A 20,000-nucleotide genomic window follows, 5' to 3' on the forward strand; every position below is an offset into this window, starting at 1 on the left:
CCTAGCGGTCCAGCCCCAGTGCGACACGGTCGGCCGTCGCGGCGGCGAGCTCGGCGCGCGCGGAGGCGATCCGCGCCTGCGCGTCGATCAGGCGGACGCGCGCATCGGTCGCGGTCTCCTCGCGCTGGTTGACCAGGAAGAAGTCGCCCGATCCCAGTTCGAAGCGGCGGCGTTCGGCGACAGCGAGCCGGTCGGCAAGGCTGCGTTCCTCCTCCGCGATCCCGGCAAGCCGTTCGGTCGCGCCGACCGCGATGACGATGCCTTCGACCTCGATTGCGATCTGGTCGCGAAGGAAGCGGCTGCGCTGTGCCAGTGCGTCGATCTCGGCGCGGGCTTCGGCCACGCGTCCCTTGGCGGCGCGATTCTGAAGCGGGACGCTGAAGCGGAAGCCGACCGCCGCTTCGAGCGGCGTGCGGTTCGGTCCGCCCAGACCGACCGGGCCGACATCCTTGCCGACTTCGCCGCGCAGGTCGAGCCGGGGCGACAGATCGTTTTCCGCCAGCATCAGCCGCGCGGTCGACTGATCGATCCGAGTCAGGATCGCCCGGTAATCCGGCCGCGCGACCGCTGCCGCGCTCGATCCGGTCGGCGCGACGCCGGCAAGTGCGCTCGTGTCCGCGGGCAGCCGGTCGGGTGATACGAGCAGCGGCGCCCCCGCATCGTCGCGCAGATAGAGCGAAAGTGAGTTGGCGGCGGTGGCGATATCCTGTTCGGCACGCACGACGAGCGCGCGCCGGCGGACAAGGTTCTGGTCGTTTTCGGTCAACAGGATCTCGGGTCGTGCACCCAGCGTCACCAGCCGCCCGATCGCGCCGCGCCGCCGCTCGGCAAGGTCGAGCAGGTCGCGATAGGCACGCAGCGCAACCCTGCGGCGACCCAGGCCTGATAGGCGTCGACCGCGCGGCGCTGAACGCCGATCGCGACCATCTGCGCCTCGAACCGTGCGACGTCGATGTCCGCGCCGGCGACGCTGCGCCGCGTCCGGCGTTCGTCGACCACGCGGTCGCGCAGCAGGGCGAACAGCGCGCCGACCTTGGCCTCGCCCAGCCGGTTGGTATAGGCTTGATCCTCATAGACAGGAAAAGTGCCTCGTGACGCGCGGTAGCCACCATAGACATAGCCGCCATTGGTCGTCAGCGGCCGCGTCACACGGCTCTCGACCACCGTGCCGTCATAATAGCCCGCGACGCGCGACTTGCCGTCGACGTCGAACACCGTGTCGAACGCGCCGTCCGCCGACAGCGATCGCCCCTCCGCCTGGCGGACGCGCGCGAGTGCCTCGACGATCTGCGGGGCCGACCGCGCGGAGGCACGCAGCACCTCGTCGAGTGTCAGTGGGGCGGCTTGCGCGATCGCTGCCACCGGGGACAGCAGCATCAGCAGCGCGACGAGGAAGCGGGTCACTTCTTGCCGCCCTCCTCGTCGGAGGCCTTCGCGTCCATGCCCTTGGCCTCGCCCTTTGCCGCGCCATAGGCTGCCGCGGCCGGACGCCGGCCGAATTCGAGCGGGAAGTCGTTGAGCTGGCGCCAGAGTTCATAGCCGACCAGCACCGTCTCGCCCTGCACCCAGCCACGCACCTTGCCGCCGGGCCGGACGAATTCGCGCGCGGGCCAGGCGGGCTTGCCGGGCTGGGGCTCGACCAGGATGCGGAACAGCCCGTCTGGCGCGGCATTGGGATCGATCGTGCGGACGCGGCCGTCGAACATGCCCTGTGCAACCGACGGCCAGCCGCTGAACTGGATCGCAGGCCAGCCCTCGAATTCGAGGCGGACTGGTCGGCCGGGACGCAGCACGGGCACGTCACGGCCGTCGACGAACAGCTCGACCGCGCGTTCGACGCGCTCGGGCGCGATCACCGCGAGCACCGTACCGGGCGACACCATCGATCCGCCAGTCGTGGCGTTGAGCTGCTGGACGCGACCGTCGCGGGGTGCGCGGACCATCTGGGCGGACTGGCGGTTGAGCTGGATGTCGATCCGGTTGAGCTTGGCGCGCGCCTCGGCCAGCTTGGCGCCTGCATCGGCGACCTTGATCTGGGTCTGCTCATAGTCGCGCCGTGCCGCCAGCCCCTCGGCGAACAGCTGCGCGGTACGCGAAACGTCGATGCCGGCGACCGCGCGGCTTTGCTGGACCGCGGCGATCTCCGCCTCGACCTGCGCCCGTTCGGCGCGCAGACGCGACAGCAGATCGGGGTCGAGATCGACGACGCGGGCGATCGGATCGCCGCGTTCGACATGCTGTCCGTCATGCACGTACCAGCGTTCGACGCGGCCCGGCACGAACGCCGTCACCTGCTGCTGGCGATCGTCGGGATCGAGCGCGACGACCTGGCCGGTGCCATTGGCGGTCTGAACCCAGGGGACCAGCGCCATGATCGCGATCGCGACCGCGATGCCGATAAACAGCAGCCACGCGACCGTCACCGCGCTGCGCGGGGCGCGCATCTTCGCCAGTGTCGGGAAATGTGCGACGCGATCGGGACTATACGGCATCGTTCGACTCCGTATGCGCGTCGGCGATCAGCGCGGCATGGGTGGCGAAGCGTCGCTGGCGATGCGGTTCGAGCCGGAACCAGCCATCAAGGACGATGTCTTCGGGCCGGCCGGTACACAGCAGGGTGGTCGTCCCGGCTGCCTTCAACCGACGCAGCACGTCCGCCAGCCGCTCCGCGGGGATCAGGTCGCACAGCTGCGAGAGCATCAGCACGCGTGGTCGCACGAGCAGCGCGCTGGCCAGCTTGAGCGCGACGACCTCGCCGATCGCCAGCGGATAGCCCGACGCGGCAAGCGGGGTGTCGAGCCCGTGCGGGAACTGTGCAACCCGTTCACGCAGGCCCACGGCATCGAGGACTTCGAGCATCCCGCCCGGGTCGGATCCCGCCGCCGCGGCAAGCGACAGATATTCGCGGATCGTCACCTCGACGATCGTCGGCCGGTCGAGCACCATCACCGCGGATCGCAACAGGTACATGTCGAACGTCGCCATGTCGGCGCCCCCGACCGTGACCAGCCCGCGCTCGGGCACGATGTGCCGCTTGAGCACCATCGCCAGCAACCGTTCCGCCCCGCCATCCGCCAGCGTGACGAGCTGTTCGCCCGCCGCCAGCGAGAAGTCGAAGCGCGCACCCTCCACTTCGACCGCCTCGAGCCGGACCGCGCCATCGGCGGGCGCCTGTCCCGCGGTGGCGGCCGCCTGTTCCTGGGGAATCGCGAACAGCAGCGACAATTCCTCCGCGCTCGCGATCAGGTCGTAGAGCGTGTCGAGATACCAGCCGAGCTGCGACACGCCGTAGAAGACGCCGCTCAGGATCAGCTCGGCCGCGACCAGCTGTCCGATCGACAATTCGCCGCGCAGGATCAGATTGCCGCCGAGCGCGAGCAGCGCCGCACTGGCAAAGGCATAGAGCAGCAGGAAGGCCACGGTCTGCGCGAAGCTGTAGCGGAAATAGCGTTCGTGCCGGTCAACATAGGTTGCAGTGACGGCTTCGGACCGATCCATCGCGAAATCGAGATGGCGGCTGGATTTGTAGAAGCCGTTCGATCCGCCCAGGCTTTCAAGCCAGCGGGCGGCCTCATGCTTGGCGTGGCTGAGCGCGACCGCGGAGCGGATCGATCCGCGCGACCAGATCGTCCAGATCGCGAGCACCAGCAGGATCAGCAGGGCGTTGAACGCGAGGAAGAAGGGGTGGTAGAAGCTCGTCACGACCAGCCCGACCGCGGACTGGAGGATGATCGTGAACGCCCCGATCACCAGGCTCGGCACCGCCTTCTGCACCACGACGAGATCGAAATAGCGGTTGAACAGGTCGCCGCGATTCTGATCGGCGAAGAAGGGGTTCTGCGCGTGGACGGCGCGTTCGGTGATTTCGGCGACGACGCGCGCGAAGAACCGCCGTTCGAACAGCGCCATGACCCAGAAGCGCATCGCGCTGAGCCCGGCCACGAACAGCAGCAGCACGAGCAACAGCCCGGCCAGCGTCCATAACGGTGCGGGCAGCGCGGTGTTGGCGACGCTGTTGATCAGCAGCTGCACCGAGATCGGCGTGGCGAGCGACAACAGGCTGATCGCGACGCCGTACACCATTGCGAGGCGGAGATAGGGCGTATCGGGTGCAACGATCTCGCCCAGCCAGCCGCGCGCTTCACGCCATCCGATTCGTTTGCCTGCCACCTGCGTCATCCAACTGCTCGAGCCCGCAATTAGAATCGCCGCACAGCCTTATTGATGCAACTACGGGGCGGCTATATCGTCGATAGGATAAACCTATGGGCCGACCGCGCGCAACAGGTCGGCGATCAGGTGATAGGCGGGAGCACGGCCCGCGCCGATGCGCCACAGGAGCCCGATCTCGCGATATTGGCGACCTTGGTTGAACGGCCGCACGGTTACGTCGTCGCCGTCGCGCACTTCCTGGCGGACATAGAGCTCGGGCAGCAGGGCCAGTCCCATGCCCATCCCGGCCATCTGCCGGATCGCGTCGAGACTGGTGCCCTCGTAATCATTGAGCACGACCGCGCCGACTTCGCCGGCGATCGCGGCGACCTGTTGCGCGAGGCGATAGTCCGCGACGAGCGTCAGCAGGTTCTGGCCGCGCAGATCGGCCATCTCGATTCCAGCCTTGGGGGCCAGCGGATGGTCCGCCGCCATCGCCAGATACAGCGCCTCACGGAACAGACGCTCGGTGTGGAATCCGCGCCCGGCGACCGGCAGCTGTGCGAGGATCAGGTCGTGGTCACCCGCCGCGAGTCCCGCGGTCAGCGCGGAGGGCAGGCCTTCGCGGACATGGATGCGCAGCGTCGGATGGTCACGGTGCAGACGCGCGACGAAGGTCGGTAGCAGATAGGCGCCGAGCGTCGGCGATACGCCCAGCCGGATCGTCCCGACCAGCGCGTCCGCTGAAGCGACGCGCACTTCCTCCAGGTCCGCAAGGTCGAACAGGATCCGACGCGCGCGCTCGAGAAGCTCGCGGCCGAGCGGCGTCGGGATCGCAGGCCCGCCGCGCTCAAAGAGCGGCGCACCGAGAATCGTCTCGAGCGCGCGGATCTGTTGCGAGAGCGACGGCTGCGACACGCCCATCCGTTCGGCCGCGCGGGTGAAGCTGCCGTTTTCGGCAAGCGCGACGAAATAGCTGAGCTGGCGGATGGTGGTCCTGGGGCGATGCATGCGTCATCCTATCGCGCCCGAGCCGGCCGTGCGCACCTGTTATCGCGTCATCGCCCGGTGCGGCGATCAGGTCAGCCAGCCCCCGGTAAACCCCGCGCGCTGCAACCCGCGGCGGATATGCGGATTGCGGCGCATGGTCGTCCAGACGAGGCCGGTGCGCCAATTCTCCATCATGACCACGATCGCGCCCTGGTCGATGCCAAGATAATCGTCGTCCACCCACCCCGCAGCGGGATTGACGCTGCCATGCTTGAGCGGCACCGACGTGGCCGTCAGCGTCGGGTTGAACGAATCGAGAAAGCCGTATTTGCCGTAGATGCGGGCGCCGTAGCGGGCGTGCATCGTCTCGATCGCACGGCTCGACAATTCGGGTTCGAACGCGATCGATGCCGCCGCCGCGGTCGGGGCCAGCGTCCCGTCGTCCCGGTCGCCGACGCCGCGGGCTGCATAGCTGAAGAATTCTCGGCGGCGGCCACCGATGTCGATGGCGAAATCGCCGGGGCCGTCACACGCGGTGAGCCCCCAGACGTCGGGGCCATAGCCTACCCAGCCTTCGGGGTTGGTGATCGCATAGGCGCGCTGCGCGCGGACGGCGCGGCGGCTGTTCTCGAAATAATCGATGCCCTTCGCCGTCATGTAGCGGTCGCGAATACCGCGGAAGTCGATCCAGCAATGGCTGTACTGATGGATGAACAGCGCGGGAAACTGGACGTGCGGCTCGCCGCCCCAGCGGTCGCCCCACTGCGCGTCGAACCGGCTCGTCCACGCATCCCAGCTCTCTGCCGGCAGCGCGTGCGTCGGCGAGCCGAGCGCGAGGATATAGAGCAGCAGGCCTTCGTTGTAGATGTTCCAGTCATGCGGGATGAAGCCGCTTTCGGGATGCCAGCCCATCGCCATGAACGGTGCACGCGGGGTGATCCAGGTCCAGTCGATCGCGGCATAGAGCTGGTCCGCCAGCGCACGGATCCGGACGTCGCCCGGATGTTCGGTATCGAACCAGCTCTGTGCGAACAGCACCCCGCCGATCAGCAGCGCAGTGTCGATTGTCGACAGTTCGGCCCGCGCGAAGCGGTGACCCTTGGTCCTGCCGAGGAAATGGTAGAACAGGCCCTTGAAGCCGCTGTCGTCGCTGCGGCTGTCGCCCTGCGGGGCGGCCGCGAAGAATTCGAGCGTGGCCAGGGTCCGCGCGCGCGCCTGGTCGCGCGTGATCCAGCCATTCTCGACCCCGATCGGATAGGCGGTGAGCGCGAAGCCGACCGCGGCGATCGACGCGAAGGACGGGGTCGGCCAACGATCGGGTGCAAGACCCGTGACGGGATCGGTCGTGTCCCAGAAATAGCGGAAGCTGCGGTGATGGAGGTCCGCGAGCAAGGCGCTCGGCATCGGCGTGGCGATGGTCCCGGGGCGGGGTAGGGGCGCGCTGGGGAGGGGAGCACTGGGGCGGAACGGCGCGGCGCAGCCGGCCATGAGTCCCGCCAGGCCGAGCGTGCTGTGGCCCAGCATCTGCCTGCGATCGATCATGATATCCTTCGGGTCTGGTCTTCAAAAAAAAAAGCGGGGGCGTGGCTGGGCCACGTCCCCCGGGGGCAGGTCAGAAGGAGAAACCCGCCGACAATTTGACCGTGCGCGGAGCGTTGCCGCCCGTGCTGTAGGTCGACCGCCGACCGTAATTCGGATCAAGCGGGCTGTTGTTGAAATCGACGTAATTGCGGTCGTTCATCACGTTCAGGATATCGAGCCGCATGCGGATCCTGGTCTGATCGGAGATGAAGCCGAGCGGGACATATTTCGTGAACGCGAAATCGAGCTGTCGGCGACCCCAGAGATCGCCAAGGCCATCGGCCTCGCGCCCGACCAGCGTTCGCGAGAACGGATCCGAATTGTCGATGAACGCCTTGAGATAGATCGGCGATTCGATCTGGAACTTGGTCGAGATCGTCACCCCGATCGGCGTATCGACGCTGCCCGCGATGACGAACCGGTGACGCGGCACGCCCGACGAGCGCAAGGTCGGATAATCGGAGAGCTGGGCGAAATCGAGCGAATATGTTTCGCCGAACTGGCGGTTCTCGTCGGCCTGCGTGTAGGTGTAGGTCGCGTCGATGCTCCACGGCGAGGCCGCCGAATAGGTCTTGGTCAGCTTGAAATAGACGGCATCGGAATTGGTCTTCAGGCCATTGGTGCGAGAATGATCGACCCGAAGCCGTTCGGCGAGAAGGAGAACGGCGACTGCGGTACGTCGGTCGGGTTGGCCGGATCGTTGAAGAAGAAGCTTCCATCGGGGCGGCGGTTGCCGAGCAGGAATGCGAACCCGTCATTGCTCTCGATATGCGTGAAGCCCAGTTCGAGTTCGACCGGAGAGAAACGGCCGCGCAGACCGAGGCTGAACTGGTCCGAATAGGGCAGCTTCAGGTCGTTGTTCATCATGACGATCGCGCGGCCGCCGCCGCTCGCAGAGGTTGCCAGCTGCTGACGTCCGGCCTCGGTCAGGTAGACCGGATCCCATGCGATACAGGTCTGGCTCGGCACGCAGGGGTTGAGTGAATCATTGCCGATGAAGTTGAACGTGCGGACCTGATACGCGCCCTGGCTGACCTCCTGCTGCAGGAAGTCGAACTGGTTGCGATCATAGGAGCGGCCATAGCCCCCGAACATCGAGAAGCGTCCGGCTTCGTCGAAGCGATAGGTGAAGCCCAGCCGCGGCTGCCACGCACCCTTGAACGCCTTCCGGTTGTTGCCGGTCGAGATATAGTCGTTGATGTCGTAGTCGGCGCCAGTGAGGTTGCCGTAATTGGCGGGTGACACTGCTGCGACATTCTCTGCCGAGGTGGCATAATCGAGATAGGCCGGCGTCCGCTCATAATCCCAGCGCAGGCCAAGATTGAGCGTTAGGTGATCGGTGACGTCCCAATCATCTTGCGCATAGAAACCGATCTGGAAATTGTTCGACCGGACGTTGGGATTGCCCGCCGCGACGGCGGCGCCGAACTGGAGCTGGTAGGGCAGCGTGTCGTTGAAGGCGACGCCGGGGATTGCGTTGACGTCATAGGTATATTGCGGGTTGGTCAGGTTCTGCTCGCGCGTGTTGAGCTTCACCCATTTCGCCTTGGCGCCGACCTTGATCGTGTGCCCCTGAAGGCCGGTGAAGGTGAAATCGTCCTGGACGGTCCAGCCCTTCTGACCCTTGGTCTGGAAATTGCCACCGGCGCCGGCGCGAAGCAGATCGGTGCGCTGCGTGCCGCTGCCGATCCGCTGCGTCGCCTGGAAGAACTGCGTGATGCCGTCGGTCGCGGGCGTCGGCGAGAAGACCACATCCTCATACGAGACGCGCGCGTCGTTGATCCAAGTATTTCCCGTATGCTGCCAGCGCAGCAGGCCGCGCTTGTCGACGACCTTGTTCAGCGTCGACGTGCTCGCGGCGTTGATGCCCGTCGCGTTCTGCAGCCCGGATTCGTTGCGATATTTGCCCGACAGCTCGATCAGATCATTGTCGGTCGGCACGATATCGATCTTGCCGAAGTACAGGTCTTCCTTGAACCGCTGCGCGAAGGTACCGAAATCGTCCCGATATTGTTCGGGGATCGACGCGACCGGATAGCCGTTCTCGGGTCGCACGTCGTACGGGCTGGTGATGCGCTTGCCTTCATAGGTGAAGAAGAAGTGCGCCTTGTCCTTGATGATCGGGCCGCCCAGGGCCGCGCCGAACTGCTTGTTGCTCGTGTCCACCTTCGGGATCGTGGTCGGGAAAATCTCGCTCGGGCGACGGTCGCGCAGCTTCTGGTTGGTGTAATCGAAGAAGCCCTCGCCGTGGAATTCGTTCGTGCCCGACTTGGTCACCGCGGTGATCGCGACCGAGCTGACCTGGTCGAACTCCGCCTTGTAGTTGGACGACAGCACCTGATACTCGCCGATGCCGAGCTGCGGGAAGGGGTTGCCGGGCGACGAATCCTGGCCGGTGATGCCGTTCTTGAGGACGTAATCCTTCTGGCTGACGCCATCGACGAAGACGTTCACGGTGCGGCTGTCCTGGCCGCCGCCCTGGATGCGCGACGCGCCGCTGGCGTCCTCAATGAAGCGGACGCCCGGTGCGAGATCGGCGAAGGCAAGGAAGTTGCGGTTGTTCTGCGGCAGTTGCTCGATCAGCCGCTGTGTGATGTTGCTGCCGACCTGGCCGCCAGACAGCGAGCGGATCCGGTTGCCGGTGACGACGATCTCGTCGCCCGTGCCGCCGGCCGCCGGGGTCGCCCCGGTGTCCGCCGTCGGATCGGGTTCGGCACCGGGCGTGGCCGGCTGCGTGGCGGGGGGCGTCGCGGCGCTCGACAGGTCGAGGTCGAGCCCGGCGCTCTGCCCGACGCGCAGCGTGAAGCTGTCGGAATTGCGCATACCGGTGCGCTGCTTGATCTCGAGGCGATAGGTGCCTGCGCGCAGCGACGCGAAGTTGTAGCCGCCAGCGGCGTCAGCGGGCACCGTGCGACGCAGGCCGGTCGCGACCTCGACCGCGGTGACCTCGACGACCGGATTGTCCGCCGGCGCGGTGATCGTGCCGCGTAACGACGCCTGGCCGACCTGGGCGGCTGCCGGCGCTGGGGCGAACAGCACCCCGCCGGACAGCGCCGTCAGCGAAAGCGCTGCCGCACGCAACATCATCTTGGTCATGGTCGTTCCCCTGTTCCCGATTGATCGGGTGTCTCGTTGTGGATTGTGGATAGAAATGCGTTGGGTCGTGCCGGGTCGGGCTGGCCGGTCGATTCCCGTATGACGACGACCGGGACGCGCTGCTCGGGTAGGCCATCGTCCTGCCCGGCAATCGCGCCTGCCAGCCGTGCGACGCCGCGCGCACCGAAGGCCGCGATGTCGATGCTTGCGGTGGTCAGCGACGGCGTGATGAGCCGGGCGAGCGGGATGTCGTCGAAACCGGCGATCGCAATCTGCTCCGGAACGGCAATCCCGGCCCGTTTCAGCGTCATCATCGCGCCGATCGCCATCATGTCGTTCGCGGCGAAGATCGCATCCGCGTCGCACCCCTCGTCGAGAAGGGTCGCGGCGGCGGCGATGCCCGAGGGTTCGTTGAAGTCACCCGGCAGGATGCGCAGCGTCACGCCCGCACGCGCACAGGCGTCGCGCGCGCCGCGACAGCGTTCCTCGGCATCGATATTCCCCTCGGGGCCGGTGATATGGACCAGCCGGCGGCGGCCGGTCGCGATCAGATGCTCGACGATCGCGGCGGCGCCGGCGGCGTTGTCGATGCGCAGTTCGGCGCGGCCGGGCTGCCCCGGCGCACAGTTCAGCAGCACCGCGGGCATGTCGCGCGGCAGGTGCGCGAGCAGCTCGTCCGCCGCGACCTGAGGCGCCATCACCAGCAGCCCGTCGACCCGACCGCGCATCGCGTTCAGCGCCGCCACACCGCGCGCCGCGTCGCCGTGCATCCTCATCAGCATCAGGTACAGCCCGCGCTCCGACGCCTCGCGGTCCATGCCGCGCAGCAGTTCGGAGAAGAATTCGCCGTGGAGATCGGGGATCACCACGCCGATCATGCCCGAGCGGGCCGAGCTCAGATGTCGCGCCGCAGCATGCGGGACATAGCCGAGCCGCGTCGCGACCTCCTCGATATGCTTGCGCAATTCGGGGCGGACGCTGGCAAGCCCGTTCATCGCGCGCGACACGGTCGCCACCGACACCGCCGCCTCGCGGGCAATATCACGGATCGTGGCATGCGACATGGCTGGTCAGGATCCCCTCTGGCGTCGGCCGTCGTTCGCGGCTGGAAATGTTGTTCTTGATGTAACCGGTTACATGATCCACAAACGGGGATCAAGAACCTTGCAACGATCATCAGCCCGGTGGAGCCGGGCGGTCGAAACAGGCACGGACAAAGGGTTAGCGGATGACGGCGGCGACGATGGTACAACGGACGATTTCACGACGGGCGATGATCATGGGCGCCGGGGCGGTGACCGCCTGGGCGGCGAACCCCGCGCGCGCGCTGCTGCAGCAGACGGCACAGCCGCGTGCCCTGCCCGCATCGGTCGAAGCCGTGCTTGCGCGCATGACCGTCGTCGAGAAGGCCGGGCAGTTGACGCTGATGGCGGCGGCCTGGGCGGGGGGGGCGGCGACCGCGCTCAACCCCGCGGGCGGGTCGTCGAGTTTCGACGAACAGCTCGCGCAGGTCCGCGCCGGGCGCTGGGCGGGGTGTTCAACGGCAATGGCGCGGTGATGGCACAGCGGATGCAGACCGCTGCGATGCGCCAGTCGCGATTGAAGATCCCGCTGCTGTTCGCCGCCGACGTGATCCACGGGCTGCGGACCGTGTTTCCGGTCCCGCTGGCAGAGGCGGCAAGCTTCGATCCCGAACTTGCACGGCGTACCGCCCGGGCCGCGGGGGCCGAGGCGGCGGCATCGGGGATCGACTGGACGTTCGCGCCGATGGTCGATGTCGCGCGCGACGCGCGCTGGGGCCGTGGTGTTGAGGGGGCGGGCGAGGATGTCCTGCTCGGCCGGATGATGGCGGCCGCGCGGGTCCGCGGGTTCCAGGGCGAGCGGGGACTGGCGGCGTCGGACGCGGTCGCGGCGTGCGCCAAGCATTTCGCCGCCTATGGCGCGGGCGAAGCCGGGCTCGACTACAACACGGTGGACGTGTCCGAGCGTACGCTGCGCGAGGTGTATTTCCCGCCGTTCCAGTCGGCCTTCGCCGCCGGGGCTGCGACGACGATGGCGGCGTTCAACGAGATTTCGGGCGTTCCGGCGACCGCGAATGCGTGGCTGCTGACGCAGATCCTGCGCCGTGAATGGGGCTTTGGCGGGCTGGTCGTGTCCGACTATACCGGTGACGAGGAGCTGATCGCGCACGGTTTTGCGACGGATGCGCGCGAAGCGACCAAGCTCGCCTTCATGGCCGGCGTCGACATGAGCATGCAAAGCGGGTTCTACTTGGCGCATCTGCCGGCGCTCGTCGCGGCGGGCGAGGTGCCGATGGCGCGGCTCGACCAGGCGGTCCGCCGCGTCCTCGCGCTCAAGGTCGCGCTCGGACTGTTCGACGATCCGTTCCGGCGGATCGACCCGCGTCGCGAGAAGACGCGGATCCGGACGCGCGAGACGCTGGCGCTGGCCCGCGATGCGGGGGCGCGGTCGATCGTCCTGCTGAAGAATGAGGGCGCATTGCTGCCGCTGCCGCGACAGGGACGGCGGATCGCGCTGATCGGCCCGTTCGCGGCCGGGCAGCACGACCTGATCGGTCCGTGGAACGTGTACGGCACCGACGCCGAAGCGGTCGATCTGGTGACCGGTATCCGGGCCGCAGTGGCCGATCCGGCGCAGGTCAGCGTGACGCCAGGGTCGGGGATCGACGATCCGCTCCCCGGCGGGATTGCCGCAGCCGTGGCCGCCGCACGCGCGGCCGATGTCGTCCTGCTGGCGGTCGGCGAGAGCCAGCGCATGTCGGGCGAGGCGCAGTCGCGGGCGTCGATCGTGATCCCCGCCGCGCAGATGGCGCTGGCCGAGGCGGTGGCCGCGACCGGCACGCCGATCGTCGTGCTGCTGCGTACCGGCCGTGCACTGGTGCTCAGCGAAGCGGTGCTCAAGCGCCGGCGATCCTCGTCACCTGGTTTCTGGGGTCGCAGGACGGGCCGCGATCGCCGACATCGTGTTCGGCAAGACCGGGCCGTCGGCGCGGCTGCCCGTTTCCTTTCCGCATGCCACGGGCCAGGAGCCCTATCATTACGACCACAAGAACACCGGACGCCCCAACCCGCCAGGGCCGCTGCTCGAATACAAGGCGCGCTACCGCGAATTCGCCAATGCCGCGCTGTTCCCGTTCGGTCATGGCCTGACCTATGGTGCGATCGAATACGAAGCGCTCGATCTCGGCGCTGCGCGTCTGTCGACCGATGGCGCGCTGACGGTGCGCGCGACGATCGCCAATGGCGGCACGCGCGCCGCCGAAGAGGTCGTGCAGCTCTATATCCGCGATCTCGCGGCCAGCGTGACGCGTCCGGTGCGCGAACTGAAAGCGTTTCGCCGTGTCGCGCTGAAGCCGGGCGAGCGGCAGGTCGTGTCGTTCACGCTGCGTCGCGACGACCTACTCTTCATCGGCCAGGATCTCGTGCCGACGGTCGAGCCGGGCCGCTTCCACCTGTGGATCGCGCCGTCCGCACAGGCTGAGGGTGTATCCGGGGAGTTCCAGCTCGTCTGACGATCGTCGATGCGGTGAGGCCGCCCCTTGTGCGGGCGCGCGTGATCGGGAAAGGCGATGCGGGTGAAGCGGGTCGATCAGCATGGTGGTTCCCCGGCGGCGGCGGGACGCCTGCGCGCGCCGCTGATGCTGGCGCTGATGCTCGTCGCCGTTGCGGCATTTCGCATCCACACGGCGCAGTATTCGCTGTGGTATGACGAGCTGGCGTCGCTCGAATTCGCCCGCCAGCCCGTGGGGCGGCTGTGGAGCAGCTGGATGCTGCGCGAGACCAACCCGCCACTGTTCTACACGATGCTGTCGGGCTGGATCGCGCTTGTCGGCCAGGATGATGTCGCGGTGCGGCTCCTGCCGATCGGGATCGGGACGGCGGGGATCGGCGTGGCATACGGGCTAGGGCGAGCGGTCGGGGATGCGAAGGTGGGGCTGCTCGTCGCCGCGCTGCTGTCGCTCTCCGCGCTGGGCACGGACCTGAGCCAACAGGTGCGCGGCTATGCGCTCGCGCAGCTGGCGGTGCTGCTCGCCTGCACTGGCATGGTCCTCTATCTGCGTCGCCGGACACCGGGTGGGCTGGTCCTCTACGGCATTGCGACGCTCATCGGCCTGTATACGCATACGACGGTCGCGTGTTTGCCGGGTTGGCGGGGGTGGCAATGCTCTGGTTGCTGCGGAGTGACCGACGGGCACAGGCGCGGTGGCTGGCGACGAACGTCGCGGTGCTGGCCGGTTGGGGGTGGTGGGCGATGATCAGCGTCCGCCAGATGACGATGCCCGTGACCAATATCGCGTGGATCGCCACACCGTCCTGGCGCGACGCGGCGGCGATGACCGCACAGGTCTATCTGCCGCTCTTTCCCCATGAGACGGGGATTGCGGGTATGCTGCTGCTGGCGGGCCTGTTCGCCGGGCTCGCAGCGTGTGCGGTGCGCGAGGCGCGACCGGAAGTGCGGCTGCTCGCCGTCCTGACGATCGGCGCGCCGCTACTGCTGTTCGCGATCAGCCAGCGGGTGCCGATATTCCTGCCGCGCACGCTGAGCTGGGCGAGCGGACCAGAGCTGGTGCTCGTGGCGCTCGGTGTGACGCGGATAAGATCGCCCCCCGTCGCCCGTGCAAGCGGCGCCATCCTGCTCGGTCTGAGCGCCATCGGCCTGGCGAGCTGGCTGCCCAGCCGTGAGCGCGAGCACTGGCACCAGGCCGTGGCCTTGATTGGAAGCCATCAACCCGCGCTCGTCATCGTCGGCGACGATGCGGTCGCGCTGGCGCTTGATCGCTATCGCTCAAACGCGGAGCTCAAGGGCCCGAGACCGATCGTCGTTCAGTGGGCCTATCGTGAACGCTGGGCCGACGGGCTGTATTCGGGCCCGCATTTGTCGCCCGCCGCCGCGCTTGCGGTGATTCGCGACCGGGGTTGCGGCGCGGTGGTCGAATGGGGACCCTTTCATCCGCCGATACTTGACGATCCGGCGGTGACCGCCCGACCGCTCACCCGTGACACCGCCCCGGCGGTGACGCTGATCGATATCCCGCGGACGCGCCGAGCATGTCGGCCTTGATCTGAAGCCCGTCCACGACCGCAGGACGCCACCTTTTTAAGAGGTGCCGAAGATAGCGACCGGCCTCAGCGGCGGCGTTTGACGAGGATCGCGCGCTCTCCGGTGATCGACGCCTTGAACCCGCCAAACCCGGCCTGCCGGATGGTGATCGCGGTACCGGGCCGGGGTTGCAGCGAGAGCGGTTCGATCGTTTCCCAGACCATGCCGTTCGCCAGTTGCAGCGCGAACCGCGCATAGCTCGCCGGCTTTGCCGTGGTGATCGTGGTCTGCACCTCCGTAACGCGTGTGACGCGATCCGCCTCACCGCCGCCGAGCGGGCTCTGACCGGCATCGGCAAGACCGAATTGCTGGCGTTTGCGCTCGATAACCTTGCCACGATCGAGCGCAAGCAGGTCGCCTGCCTGGCGCGCGCGCGCGATCTGCCCGGCGGTCGTGTCGAAGCAGGCAAGCCGGGCTGCATCGCCCGGTATGTCTCGGCACGCGGCCAGCGCATCCAATGTCTTCGACGAGTCTTCTCTGGCCTGCGCGGCAACAGCCGGGGCGATCGGCAGCGCGCCGCCGAGCAGCGCTGACAGGGCAACAGAGATGGCCGATAACATTCGCATATGATCGCCTTATGAGCTTTGGCTTGGCAGAACCCGGCCTCGGGTTTCGCCATACGACACTATGTTGCGGTTATGTCACGGTGATGTCGCAAACGAAATGAGAAAAGGTCCGAATCGACGATAATTGTTGCAGCGCAATGGCGTGGCTGGATAGATCGTGACCAGAACCGGAAAAACCGGAGAAAATGCACGGTGCCTTCACCGGCAACAAAGGGGTATTTATGACATCTGCAGCTCGCGCCCATTTGCTTGCGACCACGTTGCTGATGGGGGCGACGACGTTCGCCACGCCAGCCCTCGCGCAGGTCCAGGGGGATAATTCGGGGATTCGCGCCGGGGGCGCGACCGCGACTCAGTCGACCACGCCGGGCGCCAACGCCCAGGGCGAGGTCGGCATGACGACGTCGGAAGCCGCGCCGAGCACGGAGAACAGCCAGGGTGACATCGTCGTCACCGGCTCGCTGATCAAGAATCCCGCGCTGATCGCCTCATCGCCAGTGACTGTCATCGGCCAGGAGGAAATCAAGCTTCGCCAGTCGAACACCGCCGAAGACATTCTGCGTACGCTGCCCGGTGCGACGCCGAGCATCGGTTCGGCCGTCAACAACGGTAACGGCGGCGCGTCCTATGTCGATCTTCGCGGCCTCGGCTCGTTCCGCAACGTCGTCCTGCTCGACGGCAACCGCATCGCACCCTCGGGTCTGCTCGGTCGCGTCGATCTCAACAACATTCCGCTCGCACTGGTCGAGCGGGTCGACACGCTGACCGGCGGCGCAGCGACCACCTACGGCGCAGACGCCGTGTCGGGCGTCGTCAACTTCATCACGCGGTCGGATTTCTCGGGCATCGACGCCTCGGTCTCGAACCAGATCACCGAGCGTGGCGATGGTGCCTATTTCCGCGGCGACATCGCGATCGGCGCCAATTTCGACGATGGCCGCGGTAACGCGGTCTTCTCGGTCGGGTACCAGCAGTCGGATCCCGTCTATCAGGGCGAGCGCGACTATTCGGTGCAGAATTACGACTCGTTCTCGGGCGCGAGCAGCGGCTCGGGCACGACGGTCCCATCGGTCTTCACGCTTGGCGGTCGTCGCCAGATCAACCCGGCCACGGGTTCGCTGACGACGGCGGTCATTCCGTTCAACTTCAACCCGTACAACATCTTCCAGACGCCGTTCGAGCGGTTCAACATGTATGGCGCCGGCCATTACGAAGTGTCGGACAGCGTCGAAATCTATACGCGCGGCCTGTTCTCGAAGAACACCGTCGACACGATCATCGCGCCGTCGGGTGTGTTCAACTCGTCGATCGTCGTGCCGTTGTCGAACCCCTATCTGCCGGCCGGTGCGCGGAATCAGTTCTGCGCCGCCGCCAGCATCACCCAGGCGCAGTGCGACCTCGCCGCAGCCGCGACCAGCCCTACCGTCACCGTGGGCGGCGTGACGACGGCAAACCCGAACTTCCGCACGATCACGACAAACCTGTCGCGCCGGACGACCGAGGTCGGGCCGCGCATCTCGAACTTCCAGACGACGATCTTCGATTATCGTGCCGGCGTGAAGGTTGGGCTGACCGAGGGTATCAAGCTCGACGTCTCGGGCGGTTACGGTGAATCGGAGAATACGCAGACGCTGCAGGGCTATGTCCTGACGTCGCGCGTACGGTCCGCGGTCTATGCAACCAACACCACGAGCTGCCTTGGCGGTGCGCCCGGCGGTGCGGCGATCGACGCGGGAACCGGCTGCGTTCCGCTCAACGTCTTCGGTGCCGACGGTTCGATCACCCCCGATATGACCTCGTATATCACGGGTGAGAGCACGACGACCGTTCGTACCTCGCTGGCGCAGGCCCGCGCGGTTCTCAACGGTGATTTCGGCTTTGCCTCGCCGTTCGCAAGCGACTCGATCGGTTTCGCGGCCGGTGCGGAGTATCGCAAGTACCGTGCGTCGCAGCGTTCGGATACGCTGGCACAGACCGCTGGCGAACTCGGTGGCGCCGGTGGCGCCGCGCCGAACATCGACGGTGGCTATGAAGTCAGCGAAGGCTTTGGCGAGCTCATCGCACCGCTCGTCCAGGATCGTCCGTTCTTCCAGAGCCTGACGCTCGAAGCGGGCGTCCGCTACTCGCACTACAAGGTGTTCGCGGCCAACTCGCCCTCGTACAACACGACCACCTACAAGGGCGGCGGCAGCTGGGAGCCTGTCACGGGCCTGAAGGTTCGCGGCAGCTACCAGCGTGCCGTCCGCGCACCGACGATCAGCGAGCTGTTTTCGCCTGTGAATACGGGTCTGACCAACCTGGCGACCGATCGTTGCGCCGGTGCAGCGCCGGTCAACGATGCCAATCTGCGCGCCGTCTGTCTCGCGCAGGGCGCGCCGGCCTCGACCATCGGCCTCATTGCGGTTCCGACTGCGGGTCAGGCGAACATCACGTCCGGCGGTAACCTCGACCTGCGTCCGGAAAAGTCGGACAGCTATACGCTCGGCCTCGTCATCCAGCCGCAGCAGATCATTCCCGGCCTTTCGATCAACGTCGATTACTACAACATCAAGATCAAGGGCGCGATTTCGCAGTTCGCGCCGGGCGATATCATCTCCAGCTGCTTCGACACCATCACCGCGGCGAGCGCCACCAGCCCGGCCTGCCTCGCGATCTCGCGAAACCCGGTCACGGGCGGCCTCGACGGCGATCCGGCAACCACGCGGGGTCTGCTGGCTGCAATCTCGAACCTTGGCACCGTCAAGACCGATGGTATCGATCTCGCGATCAACTATCGCACGCCGCTGACTCAGGGTGTCAAACTGGGCCTGTCGTTCCAGGGCAACTGGTCGAACTCTGCGACCTTCCAGGCCGCACCGGGCCTCATCAATCGTGAGTGCATCGGCTATTATTCGGTCAACTGCGGCGGCGCGGCCAGCGCTGCGGCTGGGGGCTCGGGCTCGATCCAGCCCGAATTCACCTGGAACACTCGGGCGACGTTCACCTTCGTCGACAATATCGACGTTTCGGTGCTGTGGCGTCACATCGATAACGTCCAGCAGGAGCCGGACGATGTCGTCAACGGTAACGGGGCGGCGTTCAGTGGTACGCTCACCGGTGGCGCTCTCGCCGGCCAGTCTGCGGATTTCACGCGGATCCCGTCCTACGACTATATCGACCTGTCGACCCGGATCGGCATTGCCGAGAATTTCGACCTGACCGTCACGGTCCAGAATCTGTTCGACAAGCAGCCGCCGCTCGTCGGGTCCACGGTGGGTTCGACCAGCTTCAACAGCGGCAACACCTATCCGTCGACGTATGACGCACTGGGCCGCCGCTTTGCGATCGGTGCGAACCTGCATTTCTAGGGTCAGGCCATCTCGGTCTTGAATGGGGCGGTTCTTCGGAACCGCCCCTTTTTTGTCCGGGCTCGACCGCGAACCTATCGGCTGCGCGTGGTGGCGGGACGAGCGCCTAGCCCTGCAGGGGCGCCGGGGGATCAAGCGCGACGCCGGCGGTGCGTGCGACCGCCTCTGCCCAGATGACCACCTTGTCGATCTCGTCGGCGTGGAGTGCCGCGCCGGTCTCGTGCTCGCGTGCCCTGTCCGCCGCGCCATAGGTCTTACCGTCCTTGGCATTGCGCGCAAAGGCAGGGCCGTCGAGCAGCGCCTGCACGGTCGCCGGATCGTCGGGTAGTGCATAGAAGCGTGCTAGGGCCGTCACCGCGGCCAAGGGGTTCGCGAGCAGGGTTTCGCTCTGCAACGTTCTGACGCGGTCCGGAAAGCGGGCCACCAGGCCAGCGAACAGATCGGCCTGCGCGATCCACCCTACCGCTGCTGCCTGCAGATCGGTCAGCCTAAAGATATCCTCGGGCGTGAGGCCCAGATCGACGATGCCGTCGGCGAGTTGCTTGGCGAGAAGCTCGCGCACCCAAAGCCGGCCCCACATGCCCTTTCGTGCGATCGACGTCAGATAGATGCGCAACGGCGCGTAGAGCAGCACGGCGCGGGCCTGTGGCCGCATCGCCAGCATTGCCGGCGCGAGGGCGTTCACGACGTTCGACGGCTTGATCACCACCGCCTCGCCGGGTTCGAAGGCGCGGCCTGGCAGTCTCAGCGTCGCATCAAGGACCTCACCGACGCGCGCGGGATGACCGCCGCGGTGACGCCAGCCGACGAGATCGTTGAGAATTACCGGCTCTTTCAGCGCGGTGGCGAAGCCCGGCATGTCGAGTGCCTGCGCCAGCATCGTCGAACAGCAATAGGCCGAGTGGAAAATGAAATGAACCGATGCAGCGGGCGGGGCGGCCGCGACGGCGTCGCGTCGTGGCACCACGATCGGCGTGGCCGACGACGGCAGATACTCGTCGGTGAGGAAGGTCGCCACACCACGCTGCGCCCGGTCCGCCGCGATGAAATGCACCGCATCATGGTCGGGATCGTAACGATGGGCCAGCCAGCACGGATCGCCGATCTGTGCGCCGACGGACGTGGCGGATTCCCGGGCGGGGGCGGG

At 66.9% G+C, this 20,000-nt stretch carries 14 protein-coding genes and 1 pseudogene; 4 read left to right on the forward strand and 11 right to left on the reverse strand.

The features are described 5' to 3' along the window. Position 1 precedes the first annotated feature (1 nt). The 9 genes from NI18_RS28125 to NI18_RS17545 form a co-directional block, all read right to left on the reverse strand. Complete coding sequence (locus tag NI18_RS28125) at positions 2–796, reverse strand: TolC family protein (RefSeq protein WP_347574882.1); 795 nt, start codon at positions 794–796, stop codon at positions 2–4. Next, on the reverse strand, positions 793–1,404 hold the full coding sequence (locus tag NI18_RS28130; protein WP_347574883.1) for a hypothetical protein: 612 nt from the start codon (positions 1,402–1,404) through the stop codon (positions 793–795). Before NI18_RS28130 ends, NI18_RS28125 begins: the two co-directional genes overlap by 4 nt. Further along, positions 1,401–2,492, reverse strand: a complete 1,092-nt coding sequence (locus NI18_RS17520) for an HlyD family efflux transporter periplasmic adaptor subunit (protein ID WP_031440246.1) — start codon at positions 2,490–2,492, stop codon at positions 1,401–1,403. Before NI18_RS17520 ends, NI18_RS28130 begins: the two co-directional genes overlap by 4 nt. Continuing rightward, entirely contained in the window at positions 2,482–4,170 is a 1,689-nt protein-coding gene (locus NI18_RS17525) for an ABC transporter transmembrane domain-containing protein (RefSeq protein ID WP_037531815.1), read from the reverse strand. The genes NI18_RS17520 and NI18_RS17525 overlap by 11 nt, the downstream gene beginning before the upstream one ends. Positions 4,171–4,263: 93 nt before the next feature. Continuing rightward, positions 4,264–5,163 carry a hydrogen peroxide-inducible genes activator gene (locus tag NI18_RS17530; RefSeq protein ID WP_037531791.1) on the reverse strand — a complete coding sequence of 300 codons (900 nt, stop codon included), beginning with the start codon at positions 5,161–5,163 and terminating at the stop codon, positions 4,264–4,266. A gap of 66 nt (positions 5,164–5,229) precedes the next feature. Then, a complete protein-coding gene (locus NI18_RS17535) occupies positions 5,230–6,684 on the reverse strand; it encodes a glucoamylase family protein (RefSeq protein ID WP_037531793.1) in 1,455 nt (484 codons plus the stop codon). Positions 6,685–6,754: 70 nt separating this feature from the next. Further along, entirely contained in the window at positions 6,755–7,171 is a 417-nt protein-coding gene (locus tag NI18_RS27330) for a hypothetical protein (RefSeq protein WP_306286498.1), read from the reverse strand. A 161-nt stretch (positions 7,172–7,332) separates the two neighbouring features. Beyond that, on the reverse strand, positions 7,333–9,819 hold the full coding sequence (locus NI18_RS17540; RefSeq protein ID WP_306286499.1) for a TonB-dependent receptor: 2,487 nt from the start codon (positions 9,817–9,819) through the stop codon (positions 7,333–7,335). Beyond that, positions 9,816–10,883, reverse strand: a complete 1,068-nt coding sequence (locus tag NI18_RS17545) for a LacI family DNA-binding transcriptional regulator (RefSeq protein ID WP_084215270.1) — start codon at positions 10,881–10,883, stop codon at positions 9,816–9,818. Before NI18_RS17545 ends, NI18_RS17540 begins: the two co-directional genes overlap by 4 nt. Before the next feature lie 179 nt (positions 10,884–11,062). Between NI18_RS17545 and NI18_RS17550 the strand changes: the two are divergent. The 3 genes and pseudogenes from NI18_RS17550 to NI18_RS17560 all read left to right on the forward strand — a co-directional run bounded on the left by NI18_RS17550 (position 11,063) and on the right by NI18_RS17560 (position 14,901). Continuing rightward, positions 11,063–13,351 (forward strand): annotated as a pseudogene (locus tag NI18_RS17550) (glycoside hydrolase family 3 N-terminal domain-containing protein). 57 nt (positions 13,352–13,408) lie between these two features. Then, positions 13,409–14,095, forward strand: coding sequence for a glycosyltransferase family 39 protein (locus NI18_RS17555; protein WP_037531795.1), 687 nt, complete (start codon positions 13,409–13,411; stop codon positions 14,093–14,095). Further along, positions 14,002–14,901: a hypothetical protein gene (locus tag NI18_RS17560; RefSeq protein WP_128082301.1), complete on the forward strand. Its 900-nt coding sequence runs from the start codon at positions 14,002–14,004 to the stop codon at positions 14,899–14,901. The genes NI18_RS17555 and NI18_RS17560 overlap by 94 nt, the downstream gene beginning before the upstream one ends. 65 nt (positions 14,902–14,966) lie before the next feature. Here the strand turns inward: NI18_RS17560 and NI18_RS17565 are convergent, their stop codons facing one another. Then, on the reverse strand, positions 14,967–15,506 hold the full coding sequence (locus NI18_RS17565; RefSeq protein WP_152555446.1) for a hypothetical protein: 540 nt from the start codon (positions 15,504–15,506) through the stop codon (positions 14,967–14,969). A 221-nt stretch (positions 15,507–15,727) separates the two neighbouring features. On the opposite strand from NI18_RS17565, the gene NI18_RS17570 reads away from it, so the two are divergent. Beyond that, on the forward strand, positions 15,728–18,853 hold the full coding sequence (locus NI18_RS17570) for a TonB-dependent receptor (RefSeq protein WP_084215271.1): 3,126 nt from the start codon (positions 15,728–15,730) through the stop codon (positions 18,851–18,853). A gap of 106 nt (positions 18,854–18,959) precedes the next feature. Here the strand turns inward: NI18_RS17570 and NI18_RS17575 are convergent, their stop codons facing one another. Then, positions 18,960–19,958 (reverse strand): hypothetical protein, encoded by a 999-nt coding sequence (locus NI18_RS17575; RefSeq protein ID WP_037531821.1) that lies wholly within the window; start codon positions 19,956–19,958, stop codon positions 18,960–18,962. Positions 19,959–20,000: the final 42 nt, after the last annotated feature.

It is taken from the genome of Sphingomonas sp. Ant20 (genome assembly GCF_000783375.1).
Lineage (GTDB): Bacteria > Pseudomonadota > Alphaproteobacteria > Sphingomonadales > Sphingomonadaceae > Sphingomonas > Sphingomonas aerolata.